At 75.0% G+C, this 26,316-nt stretch carries 23 protein-coding genes and 1 riboswitch; of the genes, 15 read left to right on the top strand and 8 right to left on the bottom strand.

Annotation, left to right across the window (positions count from 1 at the left end; genetic code table 11):
- The first annotated feature begins 54 nt into the window (after positions 1 to 54).
- Complete coding sequence (gene yaaA, locus TNCT1_RS14460; RefSeq protein ID WP_143631739.1) at positions 55 to 837, top strand: peroxide stress protein YaaA; 783 nt, start codon at positions 55 to 57, stop codon at positions 835 to 837.
- Between the two features lie 89 nt (positions 838 to 926).
- Complete coding sequence (gene eda, locus TNCT1_RS14465; protein ID WP_143631742.1) at positions 927 to 1,601, top strand: bifunctional 4-hydroxy-2-oxoglutarate aldolase/2-dehydro-3-deoxy-phosphogluconate aldolase; 675 nt, start codon at positions 927 to 929, stop codon at positions 1,599 to 1,601.
- Between the two features lie 137 nt (positions 1,602 to 1,738).
- Here eda and TNCT1_RS14470 read toward each other — a convergent pair whose 3' ends face one another.
- Genes TNCT1_RS14470 through TNCT1_RS14480 form a run of 3 tightly spaced genes read right to left on the bottom strand, consistent with a single transcriptional unit; the run spans position 1,739 to position 4,770 of the window.
- Positions 1,739 to 3,160 carry a bifunctional RNase H/acid phosphatase gene (locus TNCT1_RS14470; protein ID WP_143631745.1) on the bottom strand — a complete coding sequence of 474 codons (1,422 nt, stop codon included), beginning with the start codon at positions 3,158 to 3,160 and terminating at the stop codon, positions 1,739 to 1,741.
- A gap of 12 nt (positions 3,161 to 3,172) precedes the next feature.
- Positions 3,173 to 3,916 (bottom strand): zinc ribbon domain-containing protein, encoded by a 744-nt coding sequence (locus TNCT1_RS14475; protein WP_143632517.1) that lies wholly within the window; start codon positions 3,914 to 3,916, stop codon positions 3,173 to 3,175.
- Positions 3,913 to 4,770: a Nif3-like dinuclear metal center hexameric protein gene (locus tag TNCT1_RS14480; RefSeq protein WP_143631748.1), complete on the bottom strand. Its 858-nt coding sequence runs from the start codon at positions 4,768 to 4,770 to the stop codon at positions 3,913 to 3,915. The genes TNCT1_RS14475 and TNCT1_RS14480 overlap by 4 nt, the downstream gene beginning before the upstream one ends.
- Positions 4,771 to 4,956: 186 nt before the next feature.
- Here TNCT1_RS14480 and TNCT1_RS14485 point away from each other — a divergent pair, with 186 nt between their 5' ends.
- Positions 4,957 to 6,165, top strand: a complete 1,209-nt coding sequence (locus TNCT1_RS14485) for a hypothetical protein (protein WP_143631753.1) — start codon at positions 4,957 to 4,959, stop codon at positions 6,163 to 6,165.
- 355 nt (positions 6,166 to 6,520) lie between these two features.
- On the opposite strand, the gene TNCT1_RS14490 is transcribed toward TNCT1_RS14485, so the two are convergent.
- Complete coding sequence (locus TNCT1_RS14490; protein WP_143631755.1) at positions 6,521 to 7,378, bottom strand: MaoC/PaaZ C-terminal domain-containing protein; 858 nt, start codon at positions 7,376 to 7,378, stop codon at positions 6,521 to 6,523.
- Positions 7,379 to 7,621: 243 nt separating this feature from the next.
- On the opposite strand from TNCT1_RS14490, the gene TNCT1_RS14495 reads away from it, so the two are divergent.
- From TNCT1_RS14495 to TNCT1_RS14520, 6 genes are all read left to right on the top strand, one after another.
- Entirely contained in the window at positions 7,622 to 8,899 is a 1,278-nt protein-coding gene (locus TNCT1_RS14495; protein WP_143631758.1) for a histidine kinase, read from the top strand.
- Positions 8,900 to 9,191: 292 nt separating this feature from the next.
- On the top strand, positions 9,192 to 9,764 hold the full coding sequence (locus TNCT1_RS14500; protein WP_235902615.1) for a response regulator transcription factor: 573 nt from the start codon (positions 9,192 to 9,194) through the stop codon (positions 9,762 to 9,764).
- 177 nt (positions 9,765 to 9,941) lie between these two features.
- Entirely contained in the window at positions 9,942 to 11,684 is a 1,743-nt protein-coding gene (locus tag TNCT1_RS14505) for an MFS transporter (RefSeq protein WP_143631764.1), read from the top strand.
- Positions 11,685 to 12,027: 343 nt separating this feature from the next.
- Positions 12,028 to 12,678 (top strand): class I SAM-dependent methyltransferase, encoded by a 651-nt coding sequence (locus TNCT1_RS14510; protein ID WP_143631765.1) that lies wholly within the window; start codon positions 12,028 to 12,030, stop codon positions 12,676 to 12,678.
- Between the two features lie 67 nt (positions 12,679 to 12,745).
- The gene (locus TNCT1_RS14515) at positions 12,746 to 13,705 is read left to right on the top strand and encodes an N-acetylmuramoyl-L-alanine amidase (RefSeq protein ID WP_143631768.1); all 960 of its coding nucleotides are present in this window, start codon (positions 12,746 to 12,748) and stop codon (positions 13,703 to 13,705) included.
- 158 nt (positions 13,706 to 13,863) lie between these two features.
- Complete coding sequence (locus tag TNCT1_RS14520; RefSeq protein ID WP_174266296.1) at positions 13,864 to 14,673, top strand: DUF5336 domain-containing protein; 810 nt, start codon at positions 13,864 to 13,866, stop codon at positions 14,671 to 14,673.
- A gap of 162 nt (positions 14,674 to 14,835) precedes the next feature.
- Here TNCT1_RS14520 and TNCT1_RS14525 read toward each other — a convergent pair whose 3' ends face one another.
- From TNCT1_RS14525 to TNCT1_RS14540, 4 genes are all read right to left on the bottom strand, one after another.
- Positions 14,836 to 15,399 carry a hypothetical protein gene (locus TNCT1_RS14525; RefSeq protein WP_143631773.1) on the bottom strand — a complete coding sequence of 188 codons (564 nt, stop codon included), beginning with the start codon at positions 15,397 to 15,399 and terminating at the stop codon, positions 14,836 to 14,838.
- A 161-nt stretch (positions 15,400 to 15,560) separates the two neighbouring features.
- Positions 15,561 to 16,631, bottom strand: a complete 1,071-nt coding sequence (locus TNCT1_RS14530) for a prenyltransferase/squalene oxidase repeat-containing protein (RefSeq protein WP_143631776.1) — start codon at positions 16,629 to 16,631, stop codon at positions 15,561 to 15,563.
- Positions 16,628 to 17,380 carry a class I SAM-dependent methyltransferase gene (locus TNCT1_RS14535; protein ID WP_143631777.1) on the bottom strand — a complete coding sequence of 251 codons (753 nt, stop codon included), beginning with the start codon at positions 17,378 to 17,380 and terminating at the stop codon, positions 16,628 to 16,630. Before TNCT1_RS14535 ends, TNCT1_RS14530 begins: the two co-directional genes overlap by 4 nt.
- Entirely contained in the window at positions 17,374 to 18,786 is a 1,413-nt protein-coding gene (locus tag TNCT1_RS14540) for a glycosyltransferase family 4 protein (RefSeq protein WP_143631780.1), read from the bottom strand. The genes TNCT1_RS14535 and TNCT1_RS14540 overlap by 7 nt, the downstream gene beginning before the upstream one ends.
- Before the next feature lie 220 nt (positions 18,787 to 19,006).
- Between TNCT1_RS14540 and TNCT1_RS14545 the strand changes: the two genes are divergently transcribed.
- The 6 genes from TNCT1_RS14545 (at position 19,007) to TNCT1_RS14570 (ending at position 26,025) form a co-directional block, all read left to right on the top strand.
- Positions 19,007 to 19,648: a TetR family transcriptional regulator gene (locus TNCT1_RS14545; RefSeq protein WP_174266297.1), complete on the top strand. Its 642-nt coding sequence runs from the start codon at positions 19,007 to 19,009 to the stop codon at positions 19,646 to 19,648.
- Between the two features lie 298 nt (positions 19,649 to 19,946).
- A riboswitch (cobalamin riboswitch) is annotated at positions 19,947 to 20,022 on the top strand.
- A 133-nt stretch (positions 20,023 to 20,155) separates the two neighbouring features.
- Positions 20,156 to 21,385, top strand: a complete 1,230-nt coding sequence (locus tag TNCT1_RS14550; protein ID WP_143631785.1) for a prenyltransferase/squalene oxidase repeat-containing protein — start codon at positions 20,156 to 20,158, stop codon at positions 21,383 to 21,385.
- Entirely contained in the window at positions 21,382 to 22,032 is a 651-nt protein-coding gene (locus tag TNCT1_RS14555; protein WP_143631788.1) for an SCO2322 family protein, read from the top strand. The genes TNCT1_RS14550 and TNCT1_RS14555 overlap by 4 nt, the downstream gene beginning before the upstream one ends.
- A gap of 2 nt (positions 22,033 to 22,034) precedes the next feature.
- Positions 22,035 to 23,405, top strand: a complete 1,371-nt coding sequence (locus TNCT1_RS14560; RefSeq protein ID WP_373920473.1) for an energy-coupling factor transporter transmembrane component T — start codon at positions 22,035 to 22,037, stop codon at positions 23,403 to 23,405.
- Positions 23,402 to 25,177, top strand: a complete 1,776-nt coding sequence (locus TNCT1_RS14565) for an ABC transporter ATP-binding protein (protein WP_143631791.1) — start codon at positions 23,402 to 23,404, stop codon at positions 25,175 to 25,177. The genes TNCT1_RS14560 and TNCT1_RS14565 overlap by 4 nt, the downstream gene beginning before the upstream one ends.
- Positions 25,174 to 26,025, top strand: a complete 852-nt coding sequence (locus tag TNCT1_RS14570; protein ID WP_143631794.1) for an ECF transporter S component — start codon at positions 25,174 to 25,176, stop codon at positions 26,023 to 26,025. The genes TNCT1_RS14565 and TNCT1_RS14570 overlap by 4 nt, the downstream gene beginning before the upstream one ends.
- Positions 26,026 to 26,316 lie beyond the last annotated feature (291 nt).

Below are 26,316 nucleotides of genomic sequence, written 5' to 3' on the forward strand. Positions count from 1 at the left end.
GGGGGCGTGTGCGGCACCCCGTACGCTGGCGCTGAACCGATCGAAGGAGTACGCGTGCTTGTCCTGCTGCCGCCCTCGGAGGGAAAGGCGTCCTCGGGCCGTGGCGCCCCGCTGAAGCCGGAGTCGCTGTCCCTGCCGGGACTGGCGCCGGCGCGGGAGGCGGTGCTGGCGGAGCTGGTCGAGCTGTGCGCGGCCGACGAGGAGAAGGCGCGCGAGGTGCTCGGGCTCAGCGACGGGCTGCGCGGCGAGGTGGCGAAGAACGCCGGGCTGCGTACGGCCGGGGCCCGCCCGGCCGGGGAGATCTACACCGGTGTGCTGTACGACGCCCTCGACCTCGCCTCGCTGGACGCGGCCGCGAAGAAGCGGGCGGCGCGCTCGTTGCTGGTCTTCTCGGGGCTGTGGGGCGCGGTGCGGGTGACGGACCGCATCCCCTCCTACCGCTGCTCGATGGGCGTGAAGCTGCCCGGGCTCGGCGCGCTGGCCGCGCACTGGCGGGCGCCGATGGCCGAGGTGCTGCCCGAGGCGGCCGGCCAGGGCCTGGTGCTGGACCTGCGTTCCGCCGCCTACGCGGCGGCCTGGAAGCCCAAGGGCGAGGTTGCCGGGCGGACCGCGACCGTGAGGGTGCTGCACGCGCCGACCCGGAAGGTCGTCAGCCACTTCAACAAGGCCACGAAGGGCCGGATCGTACGGAGCCTGCTGTCCGCCGGTGCCGCGCCGAAGGACCCCGCCGGGCTGGTGGCGGCACTGCGGGACCTCGGGTACGTGGTGGAGGCCGAGGAGCCGGGCAGGGCGGGCAGGCCGTGGGCGCTGGACGTGCTGGTGGACGAGGTCCACTGAGCGCGGCCGCCTGAGGGGACACCACCGCAGCCGTTGCATCATGCGCAACGCTCGTTGCGGAGGGTGCCGCTCGTGGGCACGATGAGGACATGACCTCACCGATGCCGTCCGATTCGGCTGCCTCCGTGCTGGATTACGCGCCCGTCGTGCCGGTCGTGGTGGTGTCGGACGCGTCCGACGCCGTCCCGCTGGCGCGCGCGCTGGTGGCCGGGGGACTGCCCGCCATCGAGGTGACACTGCGCACGCCCGCCGCGCTGGACGCCATCCGGGCGATCGCGGACGCGGTGCCGGACGCGGTGGTCGGGGCGGGCACGGTCCTCACGCCGGAGCAGGTGGACGACTGCGTCGGCGCCGGGGCGCGGTTCCTGGTGAGTCCGGGGTGGACGGACGCGCTGCTGGGGGCGATGCACGGATCCGGGGTGCCGTTCCTGCCCGGGGTGTCCACGACCTCCGAGGTCGTGGCGCTGCTGGAGCGGGGGGTGCGGGAGATGAAGTTCTTCCCGGCGCAGGCCGCGGGCGGCACCGCATATCTCCGGTCGCTGGCCGGGCCGCTGCCGCAGGCCCGCTTCTGCCCCACGGGCGGGATCGGTCCGGAGACCGCGCCCGAGTACCTGTCCCTGCCCAACGTCGGCTGCGTGGGCGGGAGTTGGATGGTCCCGGCGGAGGCGGTGACCGCCGGGGACTGGGGTCGGATCGAGGAGCTCGCGCGAAGTGCGGCCCGCCTCGGCGGCAACGCGGGACGCTCCCCGGCAGGGCTCGGCTAGGCGGGGCGGGACTCAGCCCGGCAAGGCGCGGCAGGACGGACTCGACCCGCCCGAACAGGGCTCCACCCGACAGGACCCGGCACCGAACAGCGCACGGCCCCGCAGGCCCCGGCAGGGCGGCGCCCGGCCGGCCGTGCTCAGGGGCGCAAGTGGGACGTGTCGTTGAACAGCCGTACGCTCGCGTTGCCGTCCGCGTAGTACGCCACCGCGGACAGGGAAGCGGCGGAGAGTTCCATGCGGAAGAGGGACTTCGGCGGGGCGTCCAGGGCGAGCCGGATCAGGGTCTTGATCGGCGTGACGTGGGTGACCAGCAGGACCGTACGGCCCGCGTGCGCCGCGACCAGCTTGTCCCGGGTGGCCGCGATCCGGACGGCGGTCTCCGCGAAGCTCTCGCCGCCGCCGGTGGGGTGGGCCTCCGGGTCGGCGAGCCAGGCGTTCAGGTCGTCCGGGTGGCGCTCGCGGACCTCGCCGAAGGTGAGGCCCTCCCAGGCGCCGAAGTCCGTCTCCCTCAGCCCCTCGTCGACCGTCACGTCCAGGCCGAGGCGGGCGGCGACGATGCGGGCGGTCTCCTGGGTGCGGGCGAGGGGCGAGGCGACGACGGCCTGGACGGTGCCGCGCCGCGCCAGCGCGGCGGCGGCCCGCCGGGCCTGTTCCCTGCCCGCGTCGGAGAGGGAGGGGTCGGTGCCGCCGCTGCCGGAGAAGCGCTTCTGGGGGGTGAGGGGGGTTTCGCCGTGGCGCAGGAGAACGAGGGTGGCGGGGGCGCCGAGGTCGGGGGCGGCGCTCCAGCCCCGTGTCCGCGACTGCTCGGCGCTGCCTGCGGGGCGCCGCTCGCCGGGGGCGGCGGGGCGCCCCTCGACCGCGGGCGCCGCCGCGTCCACCCGTGCCGCCCCGGCAGCGGCACGGCCGCCCGCGGCCACGGCGGTACCGGCCTCCGCCGCGTCAGCCGCCACGGGGGTACCGGCCTGCGTCGCATCGGCCGCCACGCCGGTGCCGGTCTCCGTCGCATCGGCCGCCACGCCGGTACCGGCCTGCGTCGCGCCCGCGGCCGCGGCGGAACCACCGGCCGCGGTGCCCGGCGTTCGCGCCGGACCCGCCGCCTGGCGAACCGCCTCGGCCTCGACGTCGTCGCCGCTCGCCGACCACTGTTCGCCCCGGGCGCCCGCGTCCATGGCCTCGTTGGCGAGGCGGTCGGCGTGGGTGTTCTGGGCGCGGGGGATCCACTCGTAGGTGACCTGGCCGGGCGGGAAGACGCGGTTCGCCTCGGCCGCCAGGGGCTTCATGTCGGGGTGCTTGATCTTCCAGCGGCCCGACATCTGCTCGACGACCAGCTTGGAGTCCATCCGGACGTGCACCCGGGCGGTGGGGTCGAGGGCGTGCGCGGTGCGGAGCCCGGCCAGCAGGCCCCGGTACTCGGCGACGTTGTTCGTGACGACGCCGAGGTACTCGGCCGCCTCGGCCAGGGTCTCCCCCGTCGCCGCGTCGCTCACCACGGCGCCGTAGCCAGCGGGCCCCGGGTTGCCCCGTGAACCGCCGTCCGCCTCGACGATGAACTCCCGCACCGCGCCGGCTCCCTACAGACCCGACTCGGAGGTGCGCACCAGGATCCGGCCACAGTTCTCGCAGCGGACCACCGTGTCCGGCGCCGCGGCGCGGATCTCGCTCAGTTCGGTGATCGCCAGCTCCTGCCGGCAGCCCTGGCAGGTGCGGGCGTAGAGCTTGGCCGCGCCGATGCCGCCCTGCTGGCCGCGCAGCTTGTCGTACAGCTTGAGCAGGTCGGCGGGGACGGAGGCGGCGACGACCTCGCGCTCCTTGGTGACGGAGGCGACCTCGCCGTCGATCTCCTCGAACGCGGCGTCCCGGCGGCTCGTCGCGTCGTCGATCTTCCCCTGCACGGAGCCGACCCGCTCGGTCAGCTCCGCGACCCGCTCCTGCGCGGACTCCCGGCGCTCCATGACCTCAAGGACGACGTCCTCCAGGTCGCCCTGCCGCTTGGCGAGGGAGGCGATCTCGTGCTGGAGGTTGGACAGGTCCTTGGGCGAGGTGACCGCGCCGGAGTCCAGGCGCTGCTGGTCGCGGGCGGCGCGCTGGCGCACCTGGTCCACGTCCTGCTCGGCCTTGGTCTGCTCGCGGGCGGTGTCGCTCTCCTCGGTCTGCGCGGCCACCAGCAGGTCGCGGAGCTGCGTGAGGTCCTTGTTCAGCGACTCGATCTCGGCGTGCTCGGGCAGCGACTTCCGCCTGTGCGCGAGCTGCTGCAGGCGGACGTCGAGGGCCTGGACGTCGAGGAGTCGGATCTGGTCGGCGGGCGCGGCGTTCAGTTGGGGGCTCCCAATTGTTGAGTCGTGACGGTGGACGCCGCGTGGGCGGTCCAGGGGTCGGTGACCGTCCTGGAGACGTGGACCCGCAGGCCCCAGTCGTGACGGTCGGAGATCTCGTCGAGCTGGGCGGCGGCCAGCTCGCACCAGGGCCACTCGGTGGCCCAGTGCGCCGCGTCGAGCAGCGCGAGAGGACTGTGGGCCACGGCCTCCGAGGCCGGGTGGTGGCGCAGGTCGGCGGTGAGGAAGGCGTCGACGCCGGCCGCGCGGACCTGGTCGAAGAGGCTGTCGCCGGAGCCGCCGCTGACGGCGACGGTGCGGACGACGGCCTCGGGGTCGCCGGCCACCCGGATGCCCTGCGCGGTGGCCGGCAGCCGCTCGGCGACCCTGGCGGCCAGCTCGCGCACGGTGAGCGGGTGGTCGAGTTCGCAGACCCGGCCCAGGCCCCGGCAGCCCGCCGGGTCGGTCGGGTCGGGCACGAGGGGGCGCACGACCCGCAGGTCGAGCGCGCCGGCCAGCGCGTCGGAGACACCAGGGTCGGCGGTGTCGGCGTTGGTGTGGGCCACGTGCAGCGCGATGTCGTTCTTGATCAGCGTGTGCACGACGCGGCCCTTGGGGGTGGACGCCGCGACCGTGGTCGTCCCGCGCAGGTAGAGCGGGTGATGGGTGACCAGCAGGTCGGCGCCGAGTTCGACGGCCTCGTCGACGATCTCCCGCACGGGGTCGACGGCGAACAGGACCCGGGTGACCTCCTGGTCGGGGTCGCCCACCACCGTGCCGACCGCGTCCCAGGACTCGGCCCGCTCGGCGGGCCACAGGTTCTCCAGCGCGGCGATGACTTCAGACAGACGGGGCACGGGGAAAAGGCTACCTGGCCGTTTCGCGCGGATGTACCGCGTCCGCCCCGGCCGGACCGCTCAGCACAGGGGCCGCGATGCCCTCAGCTGAATCGCTTCTGCACCACCCGTATGTGTGAAGCCGCCGCCCACCGGCCCCCGCCTGTGCGTGCGAAAACTAGCTTCGTGGCCGGAGGTGACCGAACGATGACGGCCTGTGCGATCGAACCCCCTTCCACCGACCGGTCCGGCGAGGGCGACGGTGCGCCGGGGACGGGCTGCGCCATCACGGCGGACGGCGCCTACGCCGCCCGGCTCGCGCCGGACGGTGACTCCTGGTTCCCGGAGCGCTGGACGCTGGACGGCCCGGAGCCGTACGCGGTGCCGCTGCCCGGCCACCGGCCGGAGGAACCCGGCGCCCAGGTGCAGCCGATGGGCGACGGGCGGGTGCTGATCCACCGGCCGGCGCAGGAGCACCGGCACACCTTCTGCCTGCTCTACCCGACCGGACCCGGCACCGGCGAGCTGCCACTGGGGACGGTGGAGTGCCCGCAGCCCGGCACCCGGCTCACGCTGCTGCCCCCGGCGCCGGGCGGTGCGCGGGCGTACGCCCTGGCCGTCGGTCCACGGGCCACGGCGGTGTGGCTGGTGGCGGGCGGCGCGTCCGGGCCCGAGCGGCTGGCCGAGGTCGAAGGGCGCTGCTCGGGCGGGGTGTGGCTGGACGGGGCCGGGCGGCTGCTCGCGCTGGACCGGGAGCTGGCCGGGCGCGTCAAGACGGTGGTGGTGGACCTGGGGCGCGGCGGCGAGGTGTCCCCGCTGCTGCAGATCGCGGAGGACAGCGACGACCGGCTGCTGCTGGCCGACCCGGACAGCGGGCTGCTGCTGATCTCCTCGGACGCGCCCTCCCCGGGGCGGGAACGACTGGGCTGGGGGGTGCTGGGCAGCACGCTGCCGGTGCGCTTCCCGGAGAGCCTGCGCGTCGCGGGCTGCTCGGTGACGCCGTTCGCGATCCAGCCGGGGCAGGTGCTGATGCCGGAGAACTGCGCGGTCGCGCTGCGCGTCGAGGGGCCGGCCGGCGGCTGGGTCGGCACCTGGCGGCCGGCCGAGCGGCGGGTACGTCATCTCCCCGCGCCGCGGGGATGGTTGACCGGGTGCGGGCTGTGGACGCGGGAGGGGGTGCTGCGGCTGCCGTACGCCACGGGAGAGGTCCCGTGCGGCGTGGCGGAGCTGACGCCGCCCTGCGGGGAGCCGGGCGGAGCGGAGGCGGCGGGGCCGGAGGAACCGGCCCGGGGCGGCACGTCCGCCGGGGCGCCCGAGACGCCCGGCGGGACTCCGGCGGCGGACCCCGGGGAGCCGGCGACGGTGCGTCCGGTGCCGCTGCGGGAGGCGCCGCTCGGACGACTTGTAACAAAGTAGTGCCGGTCGGCGTGCCCGCCTGGATCCGGCCGGTGGTGGGTTGGTTACACTCGCCCGGCTGTAAGAGATCATGTTGACGGGGTGAATTCTTCCGATGAGCGACACCAGCACGACTCAGCCGCTGTCTGCCGACTCTCAGGACGTGGACGGCCACGGCCGGCACCGGGGGGCGCTCGCGTCCCAGGACGGTGAGACCGCTCCGCGCGGGCGTCACCGCAAGCCGGCTGAGGAGACCGCCGAGGCGGCTGCCTGACGGCAGTGACGTGAGGAGGGGCTTCCCGTCGTCGGACGGGGAGCCCCTCCTTCGTCTGTCGGGAGTGTTCCCTCCGTCTGTCGGGAGGGTTCCTCTCGTCTCTCAGGAGTGTTCGACGACGGTGTCGGCGAGGACGGGGGCCTCGTCCCGGTCGGCGGCGCTCACGGCCACCCGGACCGCGCCCTCTCCCCGCCACATGCGGATCCGCAGGGTCTCCCCCGGGTGGACCACTCCGGCGAACCGGGTGGCGTACGAGCGGACCCGGCCGACGTCGCCGCCGAGCAGCGTGTCGACGACCGCCTTGAGCGTCATGCCGTAGGTGCACAGCCCGTGCAGGACGGGCCGTTCGAACCCGGCGGCCCTGGCGAACTCCGGGTCGGCGTGCAGGGGGTTCAGGTCGCCGGAGAGGCGGTACAGCAGGGCCTGGTCCTCGCGGGTCGGCCGGTCCACGGTCCGGTCGGGCTCGCCCTCGGGCGGGTCGGGGCGGGCGGTGGGACCGCGGTCGCCGCCCCAGCCGCCCTCGCCGCGCAGGAAGATGCCGGCCTCGCTGGTCCACAGCGGGCCGTCGGCGTCGGCGACGTCGGTGCGCAGCACCAGGACGGCCGCCGTGCCCTTGTCGTGCAGGCCGGTGACGCGGGAGGTGGCGGTGGCGGCGCCCCGCACCGGGACGGGGCGGTGCACCGTGAGCGACTGACCGCCGTGCAGGACGCGGGCCAGGTCGACGTCGACGCCCGGCGTGGACAGGCCGCTGATCACTCCCGGCGGTCCGCCGCCCGCGACGGTGGCGAAGCTGGGCAGGACGTGCAGCCGGGACTCCAGGGTGTAGCGCAGCTCGCCGGGGTCGGTGGCGGGCACGCCGGCCCCGATCCCCAGGTGGTAGAGCTGGACGTCCTTCGCGGTCCAGGCGATCTCGCCGGAACGGGGTCCGGCGGCGAGGACCTTGGCTGCGTCGATCGGCAAAGGGGAACTCCTGACCTGGGGCCGGCGGGCCGGACTGGAACGCGTTGCAGTCCGGCGCCCTCTGTATAGCCGAGCGTCCACGGCTTGTGAAGGCCGGCGGTGCGGCGCCGGGATCCACGCCCGTGACATTCGTCCTGCCGGAGTCCGTACACGCGGACCTGCCGACAGCGGGCGCCCGGTTCGTACGCTGGCCGTCGTACCACCGCCACGGGGCGGTGGCCGTCGGACCGGGGGGCGAGTGACATGGCGTGGTGGGCACGGGCGAGAGGCCGTCTGCGGGGACCGGGCGAGGTGCGGGCCGCGGTGAAGCGCCGCCGGACCCCGTGGCGGAAGGGCGGGGATCCGGCCGTGGACCACCCGGGTCCGCCGCCCACCGGCTTCTCCCTGCTGCCCTGGCTGCTGATGGGCATGGGGTCCTTCTCCAACCTGCTCCAGGGCGAGACCCCGAACCCGTGGATCGGCGGCCTGGGCCTGCTGGCCTTCAACTCCCTGTACATCTACGTCACCTTCCGCTCCTTCGACCGGGACCGGCGCCGGGCGCCGTCCACCCGGGTGGCGCTGCTGCTGATGGCGCTGCTGACCACGGCCCTGGGACTGGGGTACGGCGGAAGCTGGCTGATGTTCTTCCCGCTGCTCGGGCTCGCCACCGGCGCCACCCTGCGCGGTCCGTGGCTGGGCCGTGCCGGCCTGTTCCTCACGCTGTACGCGGGCGGCGTCTCCGCACTGCGCGGTGGCTGGTCGGACGCCACGAGCATCGCCTACGCGACCTTCCTGTCCAGCATGGTGACCGCCGCGATCCTCGGTCTGTCCGAGGCGGTGCGGGAGTTGCGCGCCGCCCGGGAGGAACTGGCCACGCAGGCGGTGGAGAAGGAGCGGCTGCGGTTCTCCCGCGATCTGCACTACCTGCTCGGCCACACCCTGTCGGTGATCGTGGTGAAGTCCGAGGCGGCCCGGCGGCTGGCCCCGCGCGACATGGACGCGGCGCTCACCCAGATCGGCGACATCGAGTCGGTGGGCCGCCAGGCCCTCACCGAGATCCGGGAGGCGGTGACCGGCTACCGCGAGGGCAGCCTCGGCACCGAGCTGGCCCGGGCCCGCTCGGCGCTGTCCGCGGCGAGCGTGACGCCGGAGGTGCGCCGGTCCGGGACGCCGCTCACCCCGGCCACCGAGGCGCTGCTCGGCTGGGTGGTGCGCGAGGCGGTCACCAACGTCGTCCGGCACAGCGACGCCACCCACTGCGAGATCACCATCGAGGGCGCCGCCGAGCGGGTGCGGCTCACCGTCGCCGACAACGGCACCGGCACCGGCACCGGCACCGGCACCGGCGGGACCCGCACGCGTCCCGCCGAGGGCATCGGCGGCACCGGTCTGACGGGTCTGACCGAGCGCCTCGCGGCGGCGGGCGGCTCCCTCACGGCCGGCCCGTCGCCGCGCGGCGGTTTCTCGGTCACCGCCGAGCTGCCGGTGGAACCGGCCCGGGCGGCCGCCGTGGGGGCGGCCACGGCGCCCGGGGAGTGCTGACCGCCCGGCTCACGTCGTCGCTCCCCGAGGTGGCGCCGTCCCAGGCGGTGGGACCACCGCCGCTCGCGATGCGGACCTCGTGGTCGCAGTGGCGCAGGTGCCGCGCCGGGCGGCCAACCGAGTCAGCCGTCGAAAGGCCGATCAACCACCGTAATCGCAGGGGCGGTTGTTCGGCTGTCACCGGGGGCCGTCGGCCCCCGCGGCGGAGGGAAGCGCCCGGTCCCGAACGGGCGGTCCTGGCTACCCTGGGCCCGTGAACGACATCCGAGTCCTGCTCGCCGAGGACCAGGGCATGATGCGCGGGGCCCTCGCCCTGCTGCTCGGCATGGAGGACGACATCGAGGTGGTCGCCCAGGTGTCGACCGGCGACGCGATCGTGGACGCCGTCGTCGCGCACCGCCCGGACGTGGCGCTGCTGGACATCGAACTGCCCGGCATCAGCGGCCTGGACGCGGCGGCCGCGCTGCGCGAGCGGGCGCCCGGGTGCCGGGTGCTGATCCTGACCACCTTCGGCCGGCCCGGCTATCTGCGCCGGGCCATGGAGGCCGGGGCGGCCGGCTTCCTCGTCAAGGACGGGCCGGTGGAGGAACTGGCCGCCGCCATCAGGCGGGTGCTCGCCGGGGAGACGGTGGTCGATCCGGCACTGGCCGCGGCCGCCCTCAGCGCCGGGCCGAACCCGCTGACGGCCCGCGAACGCGAGGTGCTGACGGCGTCGGTGGACGGGGCGACGGTGGCCGACATCGCCGGCCGGCTCCACCTGTCCGAGTCCACCGTCCGCAACTACCTGTCCGCCGCCATCGGCAAGACCGGCACCCGCAACCGCGCGGAGGCGGTGCGGGAGGCCCGGCAGCAGGGGTGGCTGTGAGCCGCGGCCGGGACACCGGCCCGCACCCCGGCACTCCCGGACAGCCGGCCACTCGCTGACGGGACGTCAGAAACCCATGGGCGGGTCAAGGATTCGTTAGAGGCTCGAAGCAACGGAATAGTTGCCCGTGCATACGAGGTTGACCCGGCACTGATGTCACCCGGGAGGCCCAACTCAATGACGCACACGACGACCGACCAGCCCCGCCGGGGGGCGGGTGGGGCCGTGGTCCCGGTGCTCGCCTTCGCGGGCATCGTGGTCGCGGTGATGCAGACCCTGCTGGTGCCGGTCATCAAGGACCTGCCGCAACTTCTGGCGACCGCTCCCAGCAACGCCACGTGGGTGCTCACCTCGACCCTGCTGTCCGGCGCCGTGGCCACCCCGATCATGGGCCGGCTCGGCGACCTGTACGGCAAGCGGCGCATGCTGGTCCTCAGCCTCGCCGTGATGGTGGTCGGCGCTCTGGTCAGCGCGCTCACCAGCACCCTGCTCACCATGATCGTCGGCCGCACCCTGCAGGGCTTCGCCATGGGCGCCATCCCGCTGGGCATCGGCCTGATGCGGGACATGCTGCCGCGGGAGCGGCTCGGCTCGGCCATGGCCCTGATGAGCTCCTCCATCGGCGTCGGCGGCGGCCTCGCCCTGCCCGCGGCCGCCCTGGTCGCCCAGCACACCGACTGGCACGCCCTGTTCTACGGCGCGGCCGGGCTCGGCGCGCTCGCCATCGCCCTCACCCTGTTCGTCGTGCCCGAGTCCCCGATGCGGGCCAAGGGCTCCTTCGACCTGCTCGGCGCGCTCGGCCTGTCCGCCGGCCTGGTGCTGCTCCTGCTGCCCGTCACCAAGGGCAGCGACTGGGGCTGGTCCTCCGGCACGACGCTCGGCCTGTTCGGCGCCTCCGTCGCCGTGTTCCTGCTGTGGGGCCTGTACGAGCTGCGCGTGCCGGCGCCGCTGGTCGACCTGCGCACCACCGCCCGCCGCGAGGTGCTGCTCACCAACCTGGCCTCGATCATGGTCGGCGTCAGCTTCTACGTCGTCTCGCTGGTGCTGCCCCAGTTGCTCCAGCTCCCCAGCGCCACCGGCTACGGCCTCGGCCGGTCCATGGTGGTCGCGGGTCTGTGCGTGGCCCCGCTGGGCCTGACGATGATGTTCACGGCGCCGGTGTACGCCCGCTTGTCCGCCCGCTACGGCCCGCGGACCACGCTCATCACCGGCCTGCTGATCATCGGCGCCGGCTACGGCGGCGGTCTCGGCCTGATGGACGCCGCCTGGCAGACGATCGTCACGTCGGTCGTGCTCGGCGCGGGCATCGGCCTCGCCTACTCCTCCCTGCCCGCGCTGATCATCGGCGCGGTCCCGGCCTCGGAGACCGGCGCGGCCAACGGGCTCAACACGCTGATGCGGTCCATCGGCACCTCCGTCTCCAGCGCCGTCATCGGCATGGTGCTGGCCAACACGGCGAACGACGTGGGCGGCGTGGCGGTCCCCACCATGCACGGCTTCCGCGTCTCGTTCCTCATCGCCACGGCCGCGGTCGCGGTGGGCCTGCTGCTCGCGTTGTTCCTGCCCAGGGCGCCCCGCCCGGCCCAGCACACCCAGCTGCGGGCCAGCAGCGAGGAGGAGGCCGGCATCCGGCACGCCGAGGAGGTCCTGCGCGGCTTCCGCGGCCGGGTGCTGGACGCCGACGGCACCCCGGTCGCCCGCGCCAAGGTCACCCTGATCGACCGCCGGGGCCGGCAGGCGGGCGCCACCCTCTCCGGGGAGGACGGCTCCTACGCCCTCTCGGTCCCCGCCGAGGGGCCGTACGTGCTGGCCGCCAAGGCCGCCGGGCACGGGCCGCTGGCCTCGGCCGCCACGCACGCCGGCGACGACCGCCCGGTCCACCTGGACCTGCCCCTGCCGGGCGGGGCGCCCGGCGCCTGACCCGGAAGCCCGGCCCGGTCCCGCCGTCGGCGAGGCGCCGGGCGGTTGAGAGGCACTCCATACACACCCCCTGTCGCCGCGCGGCAGGGGGTGCGGCAGCATGGGGCGCCCACCGGTCCCCGCCCGGCCGGGTGCGACCGGGCACCGCCCGGACAGCGCACGACCGGACCGGGAACGGCCGGGACGAGCACGACCGGACCGGACACGGCCCGGACGAGCACCACCGGACCGGGAACGGCCGGGACGAACACGTCCGGACCGGGAACGGCCCGGACGAACACGACCGGACCGGACACGGCCCGGCCATGCACCACCGATCCGCGTACGACCGAGAGGAACACCCATGCCCGCGGCACCCAAGCCCGAGATCCTGGCCGCGTTCGAGGCGGCGAAGGGGTTCATGCCCGCGGACGAGGGGCTGGCGCTGTACGCGGCCGCCGCCGAGGCCGGGCGGCTCGGGCTGCCGCTGCTGGAGGTCGGCACCTACTGCGGGCGCTCCACCGTCCTGCTCGCGGACGCGGCCCGCGAGGCCGGCGTCACCGCGCTGACCGTCGACCACCACCGGGGCAGCGAGGAGCAGCAGCCGGGCTGGGACTACCACGACCCGGAGACGGTCGACCCCGAGATCGGCCTGATGGACACGCTCCCCACCTTCCGCCGCACCCTGCACCGGGCGGGCCTGGAGGAGCACGTGGTCGCCCTGGTCGGCCGCTCCCCGCAGATCGCCGCGATCTGGAACTCCCCGCTCGGCCTGGTCTTCGTCGACGGCGGCCACACCGACGAGCACGCCGGCGCGGACTACGAGGGCTGGGCGCCGCACGTCGCCGAGGGCGGGTTCCTCGTCATCCACGACGTCTTCCCGCACCCCGAGGACGAGTTCACCGGCCAGGCGCCCTACCGGGTCTACCTGCGGGCCCTGGAGTCCGGCGCGTTCACCGAGACGTCGGTCACGGGCTCGCTGCGCGTGCTGCGCCGGACCGGCCCGGGCCTCTGACCCCACCCGCCGGGTCCCGCCGGGTCCCGCGGGCGGAACGCTCGCGACAGGCCCTAGGGTGGCAGGCGTGTCGTACGTAGGACCGGACTTCGATCCCCCGCGTCCGCGCCGGCCCCGGCGCGGACCCCTGACCCTCGCGCTCGCCGCCCTGGTGCCCGGCGCGCTGCTCGGCTGGCTCGTGTACGAGAGGGCGGGCGGTCCGGACGGGTCCGGCGGCCCGGGTGCCGCCTCGCCCGCCGCCTCCTCCGTGCGCGCCTCCACGCCGCCGGGCGCGCCCTCGGGGGGCGGCGGCTCCGCTCCCGACGCCAAGAACCCCGGCCCGGCGGGAAGTTCGGCTCCCGCCGCCTCCGGCGCGCTCAAGGGCAAGGTCGTCGTGATCGACCCGGGTCACAACCCCGGCAACTACCGGCACCCCGCCGAGATCAACCGCCAGGTGGACATCGGCACCAACCGCAAGGAGTGCGACACCACCGGCACCTCCACCAACTCCGGTTACGCGGAGGCCCGGTTCACGCTGGACGTGGCCCACCGGCTGCGCACCCTGCTGGAGCGGCAGGGCGCCACGGTGAGGCTGACGCACGACGGCGACTCCCCGCCCTTCGGCCCGTGCGTCGACGAGCGCGCCCGCATCGGCAACACCGCGCGCGCCGACGCGGCCGTCTCCATCCACGCCGACGGCTCGGCGCAGGGCAACCGCGGTTTCCACGTCATCCTGCCCGCGCCGGTGCACGCGGGCGGCGCCGACACCCGCCCCGTCGCCGGCCCCTCGAAGGACCTGGGCACGCGCATCGCGGGCCGGTACCTGCGCAGCACCGGGGAGCAGCCGTCCAACTACGTCGGCGACGGCACCGGTCTCGTCACGCGGAAGGACCTCGGCGGTCTCAATCTGTCAACGGTTCCCAAGGTGTTCATCGAGTGCGGCAACATGCGCGATAGCAAGGACGCGGCGTTGCTGACCAGCGGCGCCTGGCGGCAGAAGGCGGCGCAGGGGATCTCTGAGGGAATCGTGAGTTTCCTGCGCGGGTAGCGGCCGGCGGGTCCATCCGGGCGGACAGTGTGATCGTGCGGGCGATAGTGTCGGCCCTACGATGAGGGGCCACCCCTGCGCTTCGCACCGGGTCCCGGAGACTCGGTGACAGCGACGCCTCTTCCGACGACGAGACGACCTACGAAGGACCAGCTGAAGTGAATATCCGCTCCCTCACTCGAGGCGACGGCGTGGTGATCGGAGCAGCGGTGTTGCTGTTCATCGCGTCCTTCCTCGACACGTTCGACAAGTCCGGCAGTGGCGCCCCGAACGCCTGGGACAACCTCGGCCTGGTGATGAGCATGTACGTCGGCGGCATCGCCGGCGCGGTCCTGATCGTCCTCGCCCGGGCGCTGCCGCAGCCCCGCAAGGTCGTCGGGCTCGACCTCGGTCAGGTCGGCGTCGCGCTGACGGTCTTCGCCGCGTGGACGTCGTTCTGGACCATCATCGACCCGCTGGGTTCCTTCAGCGACAGCTTCGACAGCCTCGACGTCGGTGCGGGCGCCGGTCTCATCCTCGGTCTCATCGCCGCCCTGCTGCTGGCCGCCGCGGCCATCGCCACCCCCCTCGTCCCGGCCCTTCAGACCGCGCTGGTCCCCGCCCCGAAGCCGGCCGCCCCGCAGCCCTACGGCGCCCAGCCGCCCGGTGGTTACGGCTACCCCGGCGCCCAGCCGCAGCCGGGCCAGCCCTACGGCGCCCAGCCGCAGCCGGGTCAGCCGTACGGCCAGGCCCCCGCGGCGGCCGCCGCGGCACCGCAGCCGGCCGGCGGGGACTTCTCGCCGTTCTGGTTCGCGGTGCCGGCGACCCGTCCGCTGTTCGCCGAGGACGGCAGCGCGACGCCGATCGCCGAACTCGCGCCCGGCACCTGGTACCTGGCCGTGGAGCAGCGCGGCGCCGCGCTGGTCGCGCAGACCCAGGACGGCCGCCGCGGCGTCCTGCAGGACACCTCGGGGATCCAGCGCGGCTGAACCGCCGCCCGTGGCCCCGCGCACGGCCCCTCGCCCCTCCGGGCGGGGGGCCGTCGCCGTTGGGCCTTGATTCGAGTAGGAGTTGACGGTACGTCAGGTATCCGGCGGGACCTGTTGGACGGCTGCCCTGGCTGCCGGACGGCTGCCGGACGGACTCCCGCCTCAGGAACCGTTCTTGACCTCGGAGAAGGACGGCACCTTGTTCTTGACCTCGGCGCCGGCGCCCTTCCCGGCGTCCTTCACCTTGTTGATGACGTCGTTGAAGTCGTCGGCCGCCGAGCCGTCGCCCTTGCGGAGCTTGGCGGGCAGGTTCTTCAGCGACTCGATGCCCGCCGTGATGGGGGCCAGCGCCTTGGAGAGCGTGGGATCGCCCTGGGCGTTGCGCACGGCAGCCTTGAGCCGGTTGTACGCGAACGCTCCGGCGAGGCCCGCCTTGACCAGGGTCAGCTTGCGTCCGTGCGCGCCCTTCTTGAACTTGCCCGCCTTGTGCGGCTTGTAGATCCACTGGTAGACGGCTCCCGCCGCGAGACCCGCGTTCGCCACGAACCTGGTCTTGGCGAACTTCTGCTTCTCGGCGGAGGTGCTGGGGCTGGGCTCGGCCGAGGCGACGGCCACGACCGGGTCGCGCTGCGAGGTGTCGTGGCCCGCGGCGTAGGCCGTGGAGCCGGCGAGCAGTGCGCAGCAGAGGGTGAGGGCCACGGCGATGTGGCGTATCGGTACGGGCACGGTGTCCTCCCGTGGAGGGTCGCGTAGGGTCCGTGTGCTCCGTCGAGCCGTGTGACCTCACGCACACCACCCGAAACATGGACATGCTGCGCAACACGCGCACATCGGGCCCGGGTTCGGCACGCCGAGTAGCCGACCGTGACCCGGCGTGCCGTAGCAGGTCAGCCGCAGCAGTCCGGGTCGAGCCCGGAGGGCAGGTACTCCCCACCGAAGACCGCGCAGGTGGCCTCGTGGCCGCCGAGCGCGGCGACGGCCAGCAGCAGCGAACCCGCCGTCCAGGTGGTGAGCTCGCGGGGCCATATCGCGTCGTCGTCGAAGACGTAGCCGGTCCAGTACAGGCCGCTCTCCGCGTCCCGCAGGTGCTGCACCGACTGCAGGATCTCCAGCGCGCGGTCCGACTCGCCCATCGCCCACAGGGCCAGCGCGAGTTCGCAGGACTCGCCGCCGGTCACCCAGGGGTTGGGGACGACGCAGCGCACGCCGAGACCGGGCACGACGAAACGGTCCCAGCCGGCCTCGATGCGCTCCTTGGCCTCCGCCCCGGTGAGCGCGCCGCCGAGGACCGGGTAGTACCAGTCCATCGAGTAGCGGTCCTTGTCGAGGAAGCGCTCGGGGTGCCGGCGGATGGCGTGGCGCAGCGCCCCGGCCGCCAGCTCCCAGTCCGGCTGCGGCTCCTCGCGCTGCTCGGCGACGGCGAGGGCGCAGCGCAGCGCGTGGTGCACGGAGGAGCTGCCGGTGAGCAGGGCGTCGGCCGTGGGGGTGCCGTCGTCGTCGCGGCGCCAGCCGATCTGCCCGCCGGGCCGCTGCAGCCGCAGCACCCACTCGACGGCCGCGTACACGGTGGGCCACATGCGGTCCAGGAACGTGTCGTCGCCGGTGGACAGGTAGTGGTGCCAGACGCCCACCGCCGCGTAGGCGACGAAGTTGGACTCGCGGCCGCGGTCGGTGACGTCGTCGTGGGCGCCGTCGGCGTAGGCCGCGTACCAGGAGCCGTCCTCGTTCTGGTGGGCGGCGAGCCAGTCGTACGCCCGCTCGGCGGCCTCGTGCTCGCCGGCCGCGTCCAGGGCCATCGCGGCCTCGGTGTGGTCCCACGGGTCGAGGTGGTGCCCGCGGAACCAGGGGATCGCGCCGTCCTCGCGCTGTACGGAGAGGATGCCGCGTACGGTCGCGGCGGCCTGCTCGGCGGTGAGGACCCCGGGCAGGACGAGGTGTTCTGTCCGGGGGGTGGTCACTTGGCGGCCGCCTCGGAGGTCGCGTCCACCCGCGGGAGGTGGGGCTTGGTGGCGTAGACGACGAAGCTCTTGCCGATGACCGGGTTCAGCGCCTGCTCGGCGATCCGGGTGGCGAGCGGCTTCTTCATGATGTCCCAGACCAGCAGCTTGTGGTACGCCCGCACCGGCAGCGCCTTGTCGTTGTCCACGCCGAACGCGCACTTCAGCCACCAGTACGGCGAGTGCAGGGCGTGCGCGTGGTGACTGCCGTACGGCCGCAGGCCGGCCTCGCGGACCTTGCCCACCAGCTCGTCGGCCTTGTAGATGCGGATGTGGCCGCCCTCGACCTCGTGGTAGGCGTCGGACAGGGCCCAGCACACCTTCTCGGGACCGTAGCGGGGCACGGTGATGGCGATGCGGCCGCCGGGCCGGAGCACGCGCACCATCTCGGCGAGGACGCCCTTGTCGTCGGGGATGTGCTCCATCACCTCGGAGATGATGACGACGTCGAAGGACTCGTCGGGGAAGGGCAGCGCGAGGGCGTCGCCCTCCATGGCGGTGGCGGTGGCGCCGACCGGCGCCTCGCCGGCCTCCTTCATCGCCGCGAACCACTTGGCGACCTCGCGGATCTCCTCGGCGTTCTGGTCGAGGGCCACGACCTGCGCGCCGCGCCGGTAGCACTCGAAGGCGTGCCGGCCGGCCCCGCAGCCGAGGTCCAGGACACGGTCGCCGGGGGCGAGCGGGAACCGGGAGAAGTCGACGGTCAGCACGTGGCCCTGCTTTCGCGGTCGGAGGTTGCGCGGTCGGAGGCGAGCGGTTCGTGGAGCGCGGCGGCGGGTGCGGCGCCGGGCCGGTCCTGGACGCCGGCGCGGCCGCCGTGGCCGGCGATGGCCTCCCGGTAGCGGGCCACCGTGCCCTCGGCGGCACGGGCCCAGGTGAAGCGGCTGAGCACCCGCTCGCGGCCGGCGCGGCCGAGCCGCTGCCGCAGCAGGGGGTCGCCCAGCAGCCGGGCGAGCCCGGCGGCCAGCGCCCCCGCGTCGCCGGGCGGCACCGCGAGGCAGGTCTCGCCGTCGCGTCCGGCGACCTCGGGGATGGCGCCGCCGGTGGTGGCGACCAGGGGCGTGCCGGTGGCCATGGCCTCGGCGGCGGGCAGCGAGAAGCCCTCGTAGAGCGAGGGCACGCAGGCGACCTCGGCCGAGCGGATCAGATCGACCAGTTCGGCATCGGAGATGCCCTTGACGAACTCGACGGCGTCTTCGAGGCCGTAGCGCTCGATCGCCTGGGCGACCGGGCCCTCGGTCGGGCGCTTGCCCACGACGACGAGGTGGGCGGCCGGATGCTCGGTGCGCACCTTGGCGAGGGCCTCCACGAGGAAGACCAGGCCCTTGAGGGGGACGTCGGCGCTTGAGGTGGTGACGATCCGGCCCGGCACCTCGGCGACGGCGGGATCCGGCGCGAACAGATCGGTGTCGGCGCCGATGTGGACGACGTGGACGCGGTCGTCGCGGACTCCGAGGTGGTCCACGATCTCCTGGCGGGAGCTGCCGGAGACGGTGAGCACCGAGGGCAGGCGGCGGGCGACGCGCTTCTGCATCCGGGTGAAGGCGTACCAGCGACGCACGGACAGCCGGCGCTGCCGGCTCCCGGCCGCGTCCAGCTCCAGTCGCCGGTCGACCGTGATGGGGTGGTGGATGGTGGTGACCAGGGGGGCGCCGATGTCGCCGAGGAGGCCGTAGCCGAGCGTCTGGTTGTCGTGGACGACGTCGAACTCGCCGCGGCGGGCGCGCAGGTGGCGGCGGGCGCGCAGGGAGAACGTGAGCGGCTCGGGGAAGCCGCCGGTCCACATGGTGGCGACCTCGAGGGCGTCGATCCAGTCCCGGTACTCGTCCCGCCCGGGGGTGCGGAAGGGGTCGGGCTGGCGGTAGAGGTCGAGGCTGGGCAGCTCGGTGAGGCTCAGGCCGTCGTAGCCCTCGTCGAGCACCGCGTAGGGCTGGGCGCCGATGACCTCGACCCGGTGGCCGAGGCGGGCGAGCTCGCGCGAGAGGTGCCGGACGTAGACGCCCTGGCCGCCGCAGAACGGGTTCCCCTTGTAGGTGAGGAGCGCGATGCGCAGCGGTCTGCCGCCGTCGGCCGCCTGCTCCGGCCGGGGCCCCGCCTGACTGGCCTCAGCGGTCACTGCGGGCCCCCTTCTCGCTGCACTCTCCCGCGACACTATGCCGGGACGCTAATCTAGAACAAGTTACAGACTTGATCGTTCGGAGGCTCTGAATCTACCGGCAGGTAGGGGCCCTGACAGCAGTGGATCAGGTGATTCACGCCACGGCGCGAACCATCCGCCATGCTGGATGATCACAAGCCCTACCGACGCCCTCACCGACTGTCACGGAGCGGGACCCATGCCTGCGCAATCCAAGCTGGAAGCCGGGAGTGTCCGGCCCCCCACGGCACCGCTGACCGAGCGGCAGGAGGCCCGCCGCCGCCGGATCCTGCAGGCGACCGCGCAGCTCGCGAGCCGGGGCGGTTTCGACGCCGTGCAGATGCGGGAGGTCGCCGAGTCCTCGCAGGTCGCACTCGGCACGCTGTACCGCTACTTCCCGTCGAAGGTGCACCTGCTGGTCGCGACCATGCAGGACCAGCTGGACCACATGCACGGCACCCTGCGCAAGAAGCCCCCGGCGGGGGACTCGCCGGGCGAGCGGGTCGCGCAGACCCTGATGCGGGCGTTCCGGGCGCTGCAGCGCGAGCCGCAACTGGCGGACGCCATGGTCCGCGCCCTCACCTTCGCCGACCGCGGCGTCTCCCCCGAGGTCGACCAGGTCTCCCGCCGGACCACGGCGATCATCCTGGACGCCACCGGCCTGGACCACCCGGCCCCGTGGCAGCTCGCCGCGGTCCGCGTCATCGAGCACACCTGGTACTCGGCGCTGATCGCCTGGCTCTCGGGCCGCGCCTCCATCGCCCAGGTCCAGGTCGACATCGAGACGGTGTGCCGGCTGATGGACCTGACGGATCCACAGGCCTCCCCGGGGGCGCGCTGACGGCGGACCCCGGCGCCGCCCCCGAGGTGGCCGCACCCCTGTCGCCCCGTCACATCGCGTTGACAGTCCGGGAACGGCGGGTGAGGATCGGGGCACGGAGAGCAAGATCGGCTCGCCTCGGGTGCCGCCCACGGGGGGAGCGGCATCCGGGGTGTCCCCCGCCGCGCGACCGCCCCGGGCGTCAACGCCCCCTCCAGCCGCCCGTGATCCCGGTCACCGGCGTCGTGTGCGCACAGCCACTCATCGGCCCCGGCGGAGCTGCCGGTAAAGTGGCGCCGTCGTCATCACACCCGTACGGGGGGAAGCCGGTGCAATTCCGGCGCTGACCCGCAACCGTGAGCCGCTCGTCACCCCGACGGTGAGCCGGACCACCCCGCACGGGACGTGACCGGCTCGCGTGCGCGGCGGCCCGCCGCACACGGCACCGTCGAGGTATGCGGAGCCGAGCCGCCCGGGGTGTCTCCCGCGCGCTGCCCGGTTCCCCGCAGGGAGAGGCAGTCGCCCACCATGAACGTCCGCCGCAGTGCCGCGGCTCTCGCCGCCATAGGCGTGCTGGCCGCCGCCGCACCCGCCACGGCCGCCGGCACGTCCCCCTCCGCCTCGCCCAAGGCGACGGTCCCCTCCGGGCTGTTCGGCAAGTCCGACCCGACGTACGACGGCGTGTGGCGCCAGTCGCTCGCCCTGCTCGCGCAGCACACCCTCGGCCTGCGGCCCAACACCCGGGCCGTCGACTGGCTGACGGGACAGCAGTGCGCCGAGGGCGGCTTCGCCCCGTTCCGCGCCGACACCGCCAAGCCCTGCGGGGGCAAGGGCGGCGCCCAGCCCGACACCAACAGCACGGCCGCCGCCGTCCAGGCCCTGGGCGCGCTCGGCGGACACGACGCCGGGATACACAAGGCCCTGGTCTGGCTGAAGGACGCGCAGAACGAGGACGGCGGCTGGGGCTACACACCGGGCAGCCCGAGCGACACCAACTCCACCTCGGTCGTCATCGGCGCCCTCGCCGTCGCCGGGGACGACCCCGGCAAGCTCCGCGCCGCCAAGGGCACCCCCTACGACCTGCTCAGCGCGCAGGCGCTCGGCTGCGACGAGGACGGCGGCGGCGCCCTCGCCTACCAGCCGGACAAGAAGGGGCGCCTGGTCGCCAACGCGGACGCCACGGCCGCCGCCGTGCTGGGCGCCCTCGGCAAGGGGTTCGTCAACGAGCCCGGCAAGGCCCGCGCCAAGGCCCCCGCCTGCTCCGCCGCCGGCAAGGCCACCCCGGCCCGGGTCGCGGACAACGCCGCCGCGTACCTCGCCCACGCGGTCGCCGGTTCGGGCCACCTGAAGTCGGCGCTGCCCGGCGCCGAGGACCAGCCCGACTACGGCAACACCGCGGACACCGTCGTCGCGCTCGCGGCGGACGGCTGGAACGCGCAGGCGAAGAAGCCTTACGCCTGGCTGGAGAAGAACGCGGCCGGCTGGGCCGGGCAGAGCGGCCCGGCCGCCTACGCCCAGCTCATCCTCGCCGCGCACGCGGTCGGCGCCGACCCCAGGGACTTCGGCGGCACCGACCTGGTGCGGTCGCTCGCGGCCACCGGCCCGGCGCCCGAGCCGGCCGCGCACACCCAGAAGTCCGCCGAGCGGGCCGAGGACGACTCGCACACCGGCGTCTGGTGGATCGTCGGCGTCGGCCTCGTGGCCGGCATCGGCATCGGCTTCCTGCTCAGCGGCCGCCGGAAGAAGCAGCAGCCGTGACCGCCGTCCGCCGCGCCGCCGCCCTGCTCCTCGCCGCGCTCGTCGTCCTGGCCGGCGCGGCGCAGGCGCGGGCCGCCGGGTACCGCTACTGGTCGTTCTGGGAGCGCTCCGGCGGGCACTGGTCGTACGCCACCGAGGGCCCCTCCACCGCCCGCCCCGACGACGGCGCCGTCCAGGGCTTCCGGTTCGCGGTGAGCGCGGACTCGCAGGACGCGACGCGGCCGCGCGGCACGGCGGACTTCGCCACGATCTGCGCCGGCACGCCCGCCGAGGCGGGCACGAAGCGGGTGGCCCTCGTCATCGACTTCGGCACCCCGGCGGACGCTCCCTCCGGCGAGACCCCGCCCGAGCGCCGCACGGCCTGCGCCCGGGTCTCCCCCGACGCGACGACGGCCGAGGCGCTGGCCGCCGCCGCCAAGCCCCTGCGCTACGACGCCAACGCCCTGCTGTGCGCGATCGCCGGATACCCGCACAAGGGGTGCGGGGAGCAGGTGTCGGGCCAGGAGAAGCCGGCGAAGGCCGCGAAGAAGGCCGAGCCGGACGGCGGTCCCTCGCTGGGGCTGCCGATCGGCGCGGGCGTGGTCGCGCTGCTGGCAGGGGCGGCGCTCTGGCGGTCCCGGCGGCGGCACGGGAATGCGCGGCCGTAAGCATGCGCAGCCGTGACAGCGTGGCCCCGGCGGCGGACGGCCGCGGCGACTCGGCCGAAGGCCGTGCCGACGCGGCGGCCGGAGGGCGTGACGACGCGGCGGCCGAAGGGCTTGACGACGCGGCAGCCGAAGGGCGTGACGACGCGGCAGCCGGAGGCCGTGACGCCGTGGCGGCCGGAGGCCGTACCGACTCGGCCGTCATACGGACGGTGGGCGGCCGTGCCGCCGGGGCTGCCCGGCCGGGTGCGGCGGCGTCGCGTGCGGGCGGGCAGGCGGAGGCCGTCCTCGCCCGGCCCCGGCACGGCCGCGCGCCGCTGCACCCCGGCGCCTGGTGGCTGTGGTCCCTCGGCCTGGGCACCGCCGCCACCCGCACCACCAACCCGCTGCTGCTCGCCCTCCTCATAGCCGCCGCGGGATATGTGGTGGCCACCCACCGCTCCCCCTCCCCCTGGTCGCGCTCCTACACCGCCTTCGTCAAGCTCGCCGGCGCCGTGCTCCTCATCCGGCTCGCGTTCACCGTCGCCCTCGGCTCCCCCGTCCCCGGCACCCACGTACTGCTCACCCTCCCCGAGATCCCGCTCCCGCACTGGGCCCAGGGAATCCGGCTCGGCGGCCGGGTCACCGCGGAGGCGCTGCTGTTCGCCGGCTACAACGGCCTGAAGCTGGCCACCCTGCTGATCTGCGTCGGCGCCGCCAACGCCCTCGCCAGCCCGGCCCGGCTGCTGAAGTCACTGCCCGGCGCGCTGTACGAGGCGGGCGTGGCCGTGGTCGTCGCGCTCACCTTCGCACCGCACCTCATCTCCGACGTCCAGCGGCTGCGCGCCGCCCGCCGGCTGCGCGGCCGGCCGGACCGGGGGGTGCGGGGCCTGCTGCAGGTCGGACTGCCGGTGCTGGAGGGCGCGTTGGAGCGTTCGGTCGCGCTGGCCGCGGCGATGGACGCCCGCGGCTACGGCCGGACCGCCGAGGTCCCGGCCCGCGTGCGCCGCACGACGACCGCGCTCACCCTGGGCGGCCTGCTCGGCGTCTGCGCGGGAACGTACGGGCTGCTGACCGCGGAGGGCGGCGCGTACGGGGTGCCGCTGCTGTGCGCGGGGGCCGCCGCCGCGCTGGCGGGCCTGCGCCTGGGCGGCCGCCGCTCCCCGCGCACCCGTTACCGGCCGGACCCGTGGGGGGTGCGGGCATGGCTGGTCGCGGGCTCGGGGGCCGGGGTCGCCGCGCTGCTCACGCTCGCCGCCGCGCGCGATCCGGACGCGCTGCACCCCGGTGTGGTCCCGCTGGTGGCGCCCTCCCTCCCGCTGTGGCCGGCCGCTGCGGTCCTGCTCGCGCTGCTGCCCGCCTTCGTCGTACCCGAGCCCGTCGAGGAGCCGTCGTGATCCGCTTCGAGGATGTCAGCGTCACGTACGAGGGGGTGGCCGAACCCACCGTGCGGGGCGTGGACTTCGAGGTGCCCGAGGGTGAACTCGTACTGCTCGTGGGCCCGTCCGGGGTGGGCAAGTCCACCGTGCTGGGCGCGGTCAGCGGGCTGGTGCCGCACTTCACCGGCGGCACCCTGCGCGGGCGCGTCACCGTGGCCGGCCGGGACACCCGCACCCACCAGCCGCGCGAACTCGCCGACGTGGTGGGCACGGTGGGCCAGGATCCGCTGGCGCACTTCGTGACGGACACCGTGGAGGAGGAACTCGCCTACGGCATGGAGTCGTTGGGGCTCGCTCCGGAGGTGATGCGGCGCCGGGTGGAGGAGACCCTGGACCTGCTGGGCCTGGCCGACCTGCGCGACCGCCCGATCGCCACGCTCTCGGGCGGACAGCGCCAGCGGGTCGCGATCGGCTCGGTCCTCACCCCGCACCCGCGGGTCCTGGTGCTCGACGAGCCGACCTCGGCGCTCGACCCGGCCGCCGCCGAGGAGGTGCTGGCCGTGCTGCAGCGCCTGGTGCACGACCTCGGCACGACGGTGCTGCTGGCCGAGCACCGGCTGGAGCGGGTGATCCAGTACGCCGACCGGGTCGTCCTGCTGCCCGCCCCCGGCGCCGCCCCGCGCCACGGCGACCCGGCCGAGGTGATGGCGGTCTCCCCGGTGTACCCGCCGGTGGTGGGCCTGGGCCGGCTGGCGGGCTGGTCGCCGCTGCCCCTGACGGTCCGGGACGCCCGCCGCCGCGCCGCCACTCTGCGCGACCGCCTGGCCACCCCCCGCCCCCCGCACGACGAGGAACCACCGGCCGCCTCCCCGACACCCGACCCACCGACCACCCCCACCTCCCCGGCACCCGAGCCACCGACCACCTCCCCGGCACCCGAGCCGGCGCCCCCCACTTCCCCGGCGCCCCCCGCCTTCCCCTCCCTGCGCCGCCTCTTCCGGCGGGGCTCCGCGCCCCTGGCCGCGGCGTCCGCCCCGCCGCGGGTCGCCGAGGTCCGGGGGCTCGGGGTCCGGCGGGGGCCGGTCACCGCGCTGCGGCACGTCGATCTGAGCGTGGCGCGTGGTGAGACGGTCGCGCTGATGGGTCGCAACGGGGCCGGGAAGTCCACCCTGCTCGGCTCGCTGGTCGGCCTGGTTGAGCCCACCGCGGGCTCGGTGCGTGTGGGCGGTGCCGTGCCGCACCGCACCCCGCCCCGGGAACTCGTCCGCCGGGTCGGTCTGGTCCCGCAGGAGCCGCGGGACCTGCTGTACGCGGACACGGTCGCCGCCGAGTGCGCGGCCGCCGACCGGGACGCGGGGGCCGAGCCGGGCACCTGCCGGACCCTGGTGTCCGGGCTGCTGCCCGGCATCACCGACGGCACCCACCCCCGGGACCTGTCCGAGGGCCAGCGCCTGGCGCTCGCCCTGGCGGTCGTGCTGGCCGCCCGCCCTCCTCTGCTGCTGCTCGACGAGCCGACCCGCGGCCTGGACTACGCGGCCAAGGCCCGGCTGGTCGCCGTGCTGCGCGGGCTGGCCGCCGAGGGGCACGCGATCGTGCTGGCCACGCACGACGTGGAGCTCGCGGCGGAACTCGCGCACCGGGTGGTGCTGCTCGCCGACGGCGAGGTGATCGCCGACGGCCCCACGGCGGAGATCGTGGTCTCGTCGCCGTCCTTCGCCCCGCAGGTGACCAAGATCCTCGCCCCGCAGCGCTGGCTGACGGTGGCGGAGGTCCGGGCGGCCCTGGCATGACGACCACCTCGGCGCCGCGTCCGGCCCCCGCGTCCCGTCCCGTGCGGGCCGTGCGCCTCGGCCCGCGCTCCATCGCCGCCCTCGGGCTGGTCAGCGCGGTCGGCGTGGTGGCCTTCTGCTGGCCCTTCCTCGCCCCGCCCGCCTCGCGGCTCAGCGCGCACGCCGAGGACGCGCCGTGGCTGTTCGCCGGTCTGCTGCTGCTGATGATCGCGGTCGTGGCCGCGACGATCTCCGAGTCCGGTCTGGGGCCCAAGGCGGTCGCGATGCTGGGCGTGCTGGCCGCGACCGGCGCGGCGCTGCGCCCGGTGGGCGCGGGGACGGCCGGGATCGAGCCGATGTTCTTCCTGATGGTGCTCAGCGGCCGGGTACTGGGCCCGGGGTTCGGCTTCGTCCTCGGCTCGGTGACGATGTTCGCCTCCGCGCTGCTCACCGGCGGGGTCGGGCCGTGGCTGCCGTTCCAGATGCTGGCGATGGGCTGGTTCACCATGGGCGCCGGGCTGCTGCCGGGCCAGGTCCGGCTGCGCGGCCGGGCCGAACTGCTGCTGCTGGCCGGCTACGGCTTCTGCGCGGCCTTCGCCTACGGCACGGTCATGAACCTGGCCGGCTGGCCCTTCATGGGCTCCGGCACCTCGAACATCGCCTTCGACGCGCACGCCTCGGTCCCCGCCAACCTGGCCCGGTTCGCCGCCTACTGCCTGGCCACCTCGCTCGGCTGGGACCTGGGCCGGGCCCTGTGCACGGTCGTGCTGACCCTCGCGATCGGTCCGGTGCTGCTGCGGGCGCTGCGCCGGGCCACGCGGCGCGCCGCCTTCGAGACCGCGGTCACGTTCGACGCACCCGCTGGGTGAGCACTCGCATCCGGGCCGTCAGGCCGCCGGTGAGGCGCCCCACATGACGCAGGTCACCTACGATCCGGGGCCGTACCTCCGTGCGCCCGATTCGCCCCCATGCGCACCCCCTCTGACCTGCGCTTAGAGACGCGCGCCACACGGGCGGTGCGTCCCGCCTTTCCGGCCACAACTAGTAAAAGGGGTCATTGCGGACACCTTTCGGGGCTGCTTCTCTGGTCGACGTCGCCAGGCGCCACCGCCCGAAAGGGCCGGGGCGCCGACGTACGCGGCCCCCGCGCGAAGGGGGCT

It is taken from the genome of Streptomyces sp. 1-11 (genome assembly GCF_007176755.1).
Taxonomy (GTDB): domain Bacteria; phylum Actinomycetota; class Actinomycetes; order Streptomycetales; family Streptomycetaceae; genus Streptomyces.

Bases quoted from the DNA above. Each gene is read 5' to 3' on its own strand.
- TNCT1_RS14550 (WP_143631785.1), top strand. From the start codon at position 20,156: ATGAACGTCCGCCGCAGTGCCGCGGCTCTCGCCGCCATAGGCGTGCTG.
- eda (WP_143631742.1), top strand. From the start codon at position 927: ATGACCTCACCGATGCCGTCCGATTCGGCTGCCTCCGTGCTGGATTAC.
- TNCT1_RS14485 (WP_143631753.1), top strand. From the start codon at position 4,957: ATGACGGCCTGTGCGATCGAACCCCCTTCCACCGACCGGTCCGGCGAG.
- TNCT1_RS14560 (WP_373920473.1), top strand. From the start codon at position 22,035: ATGCGCAGCCGTGACAGCGTGGCCCCGGCGGCGGACGGCCGCGGCGAC.
- TNCT1_RS14510 (WP_143631765.1), top strand. From the start codon at position 12,028: ATGCCCGCGGCACCCAAGCCCGAGATCCTGGCCGCGTTCGAGGCGGCG.
- TNCT1_RS14505 (WP_143631764.1), top strand. From the start codon at position 9,942: ATGACGCACACGACGACCGACCAGCCCCGCCGGGGGGCGGGTGGGGCC.
- TNCT1_RS14545 (WP_174266297.1), top strand. From the start codon at position 19,007: ATGCCTGCGCAATCCAAGCTGGAAGCCGGGAGTGTCCGGCCCCCCACG.
- TNCT1_RS14500 (WP_235902615.1), top strand. From the start codon at position 9,192: ATGATGCGCGGGGCCCTCGCCCTGCTGCTCGGCATGGAGGACGACATC.
- TNCT1_RS14495 (WP_143631758.1), top strand. From the start codon at position 7,622: ATGGCGTGGTGGGCACGGGCGAGAGGCCGTCTGCGGGGACCGGGCGAG.
- TNCT1_RS14570 (WP_143631794.1), top strand. From the start codon at position 25,174: ATGACGACCACCTCGGCGCCGCGTCCGGCCCCCGCGTCCCGTCCCGTG.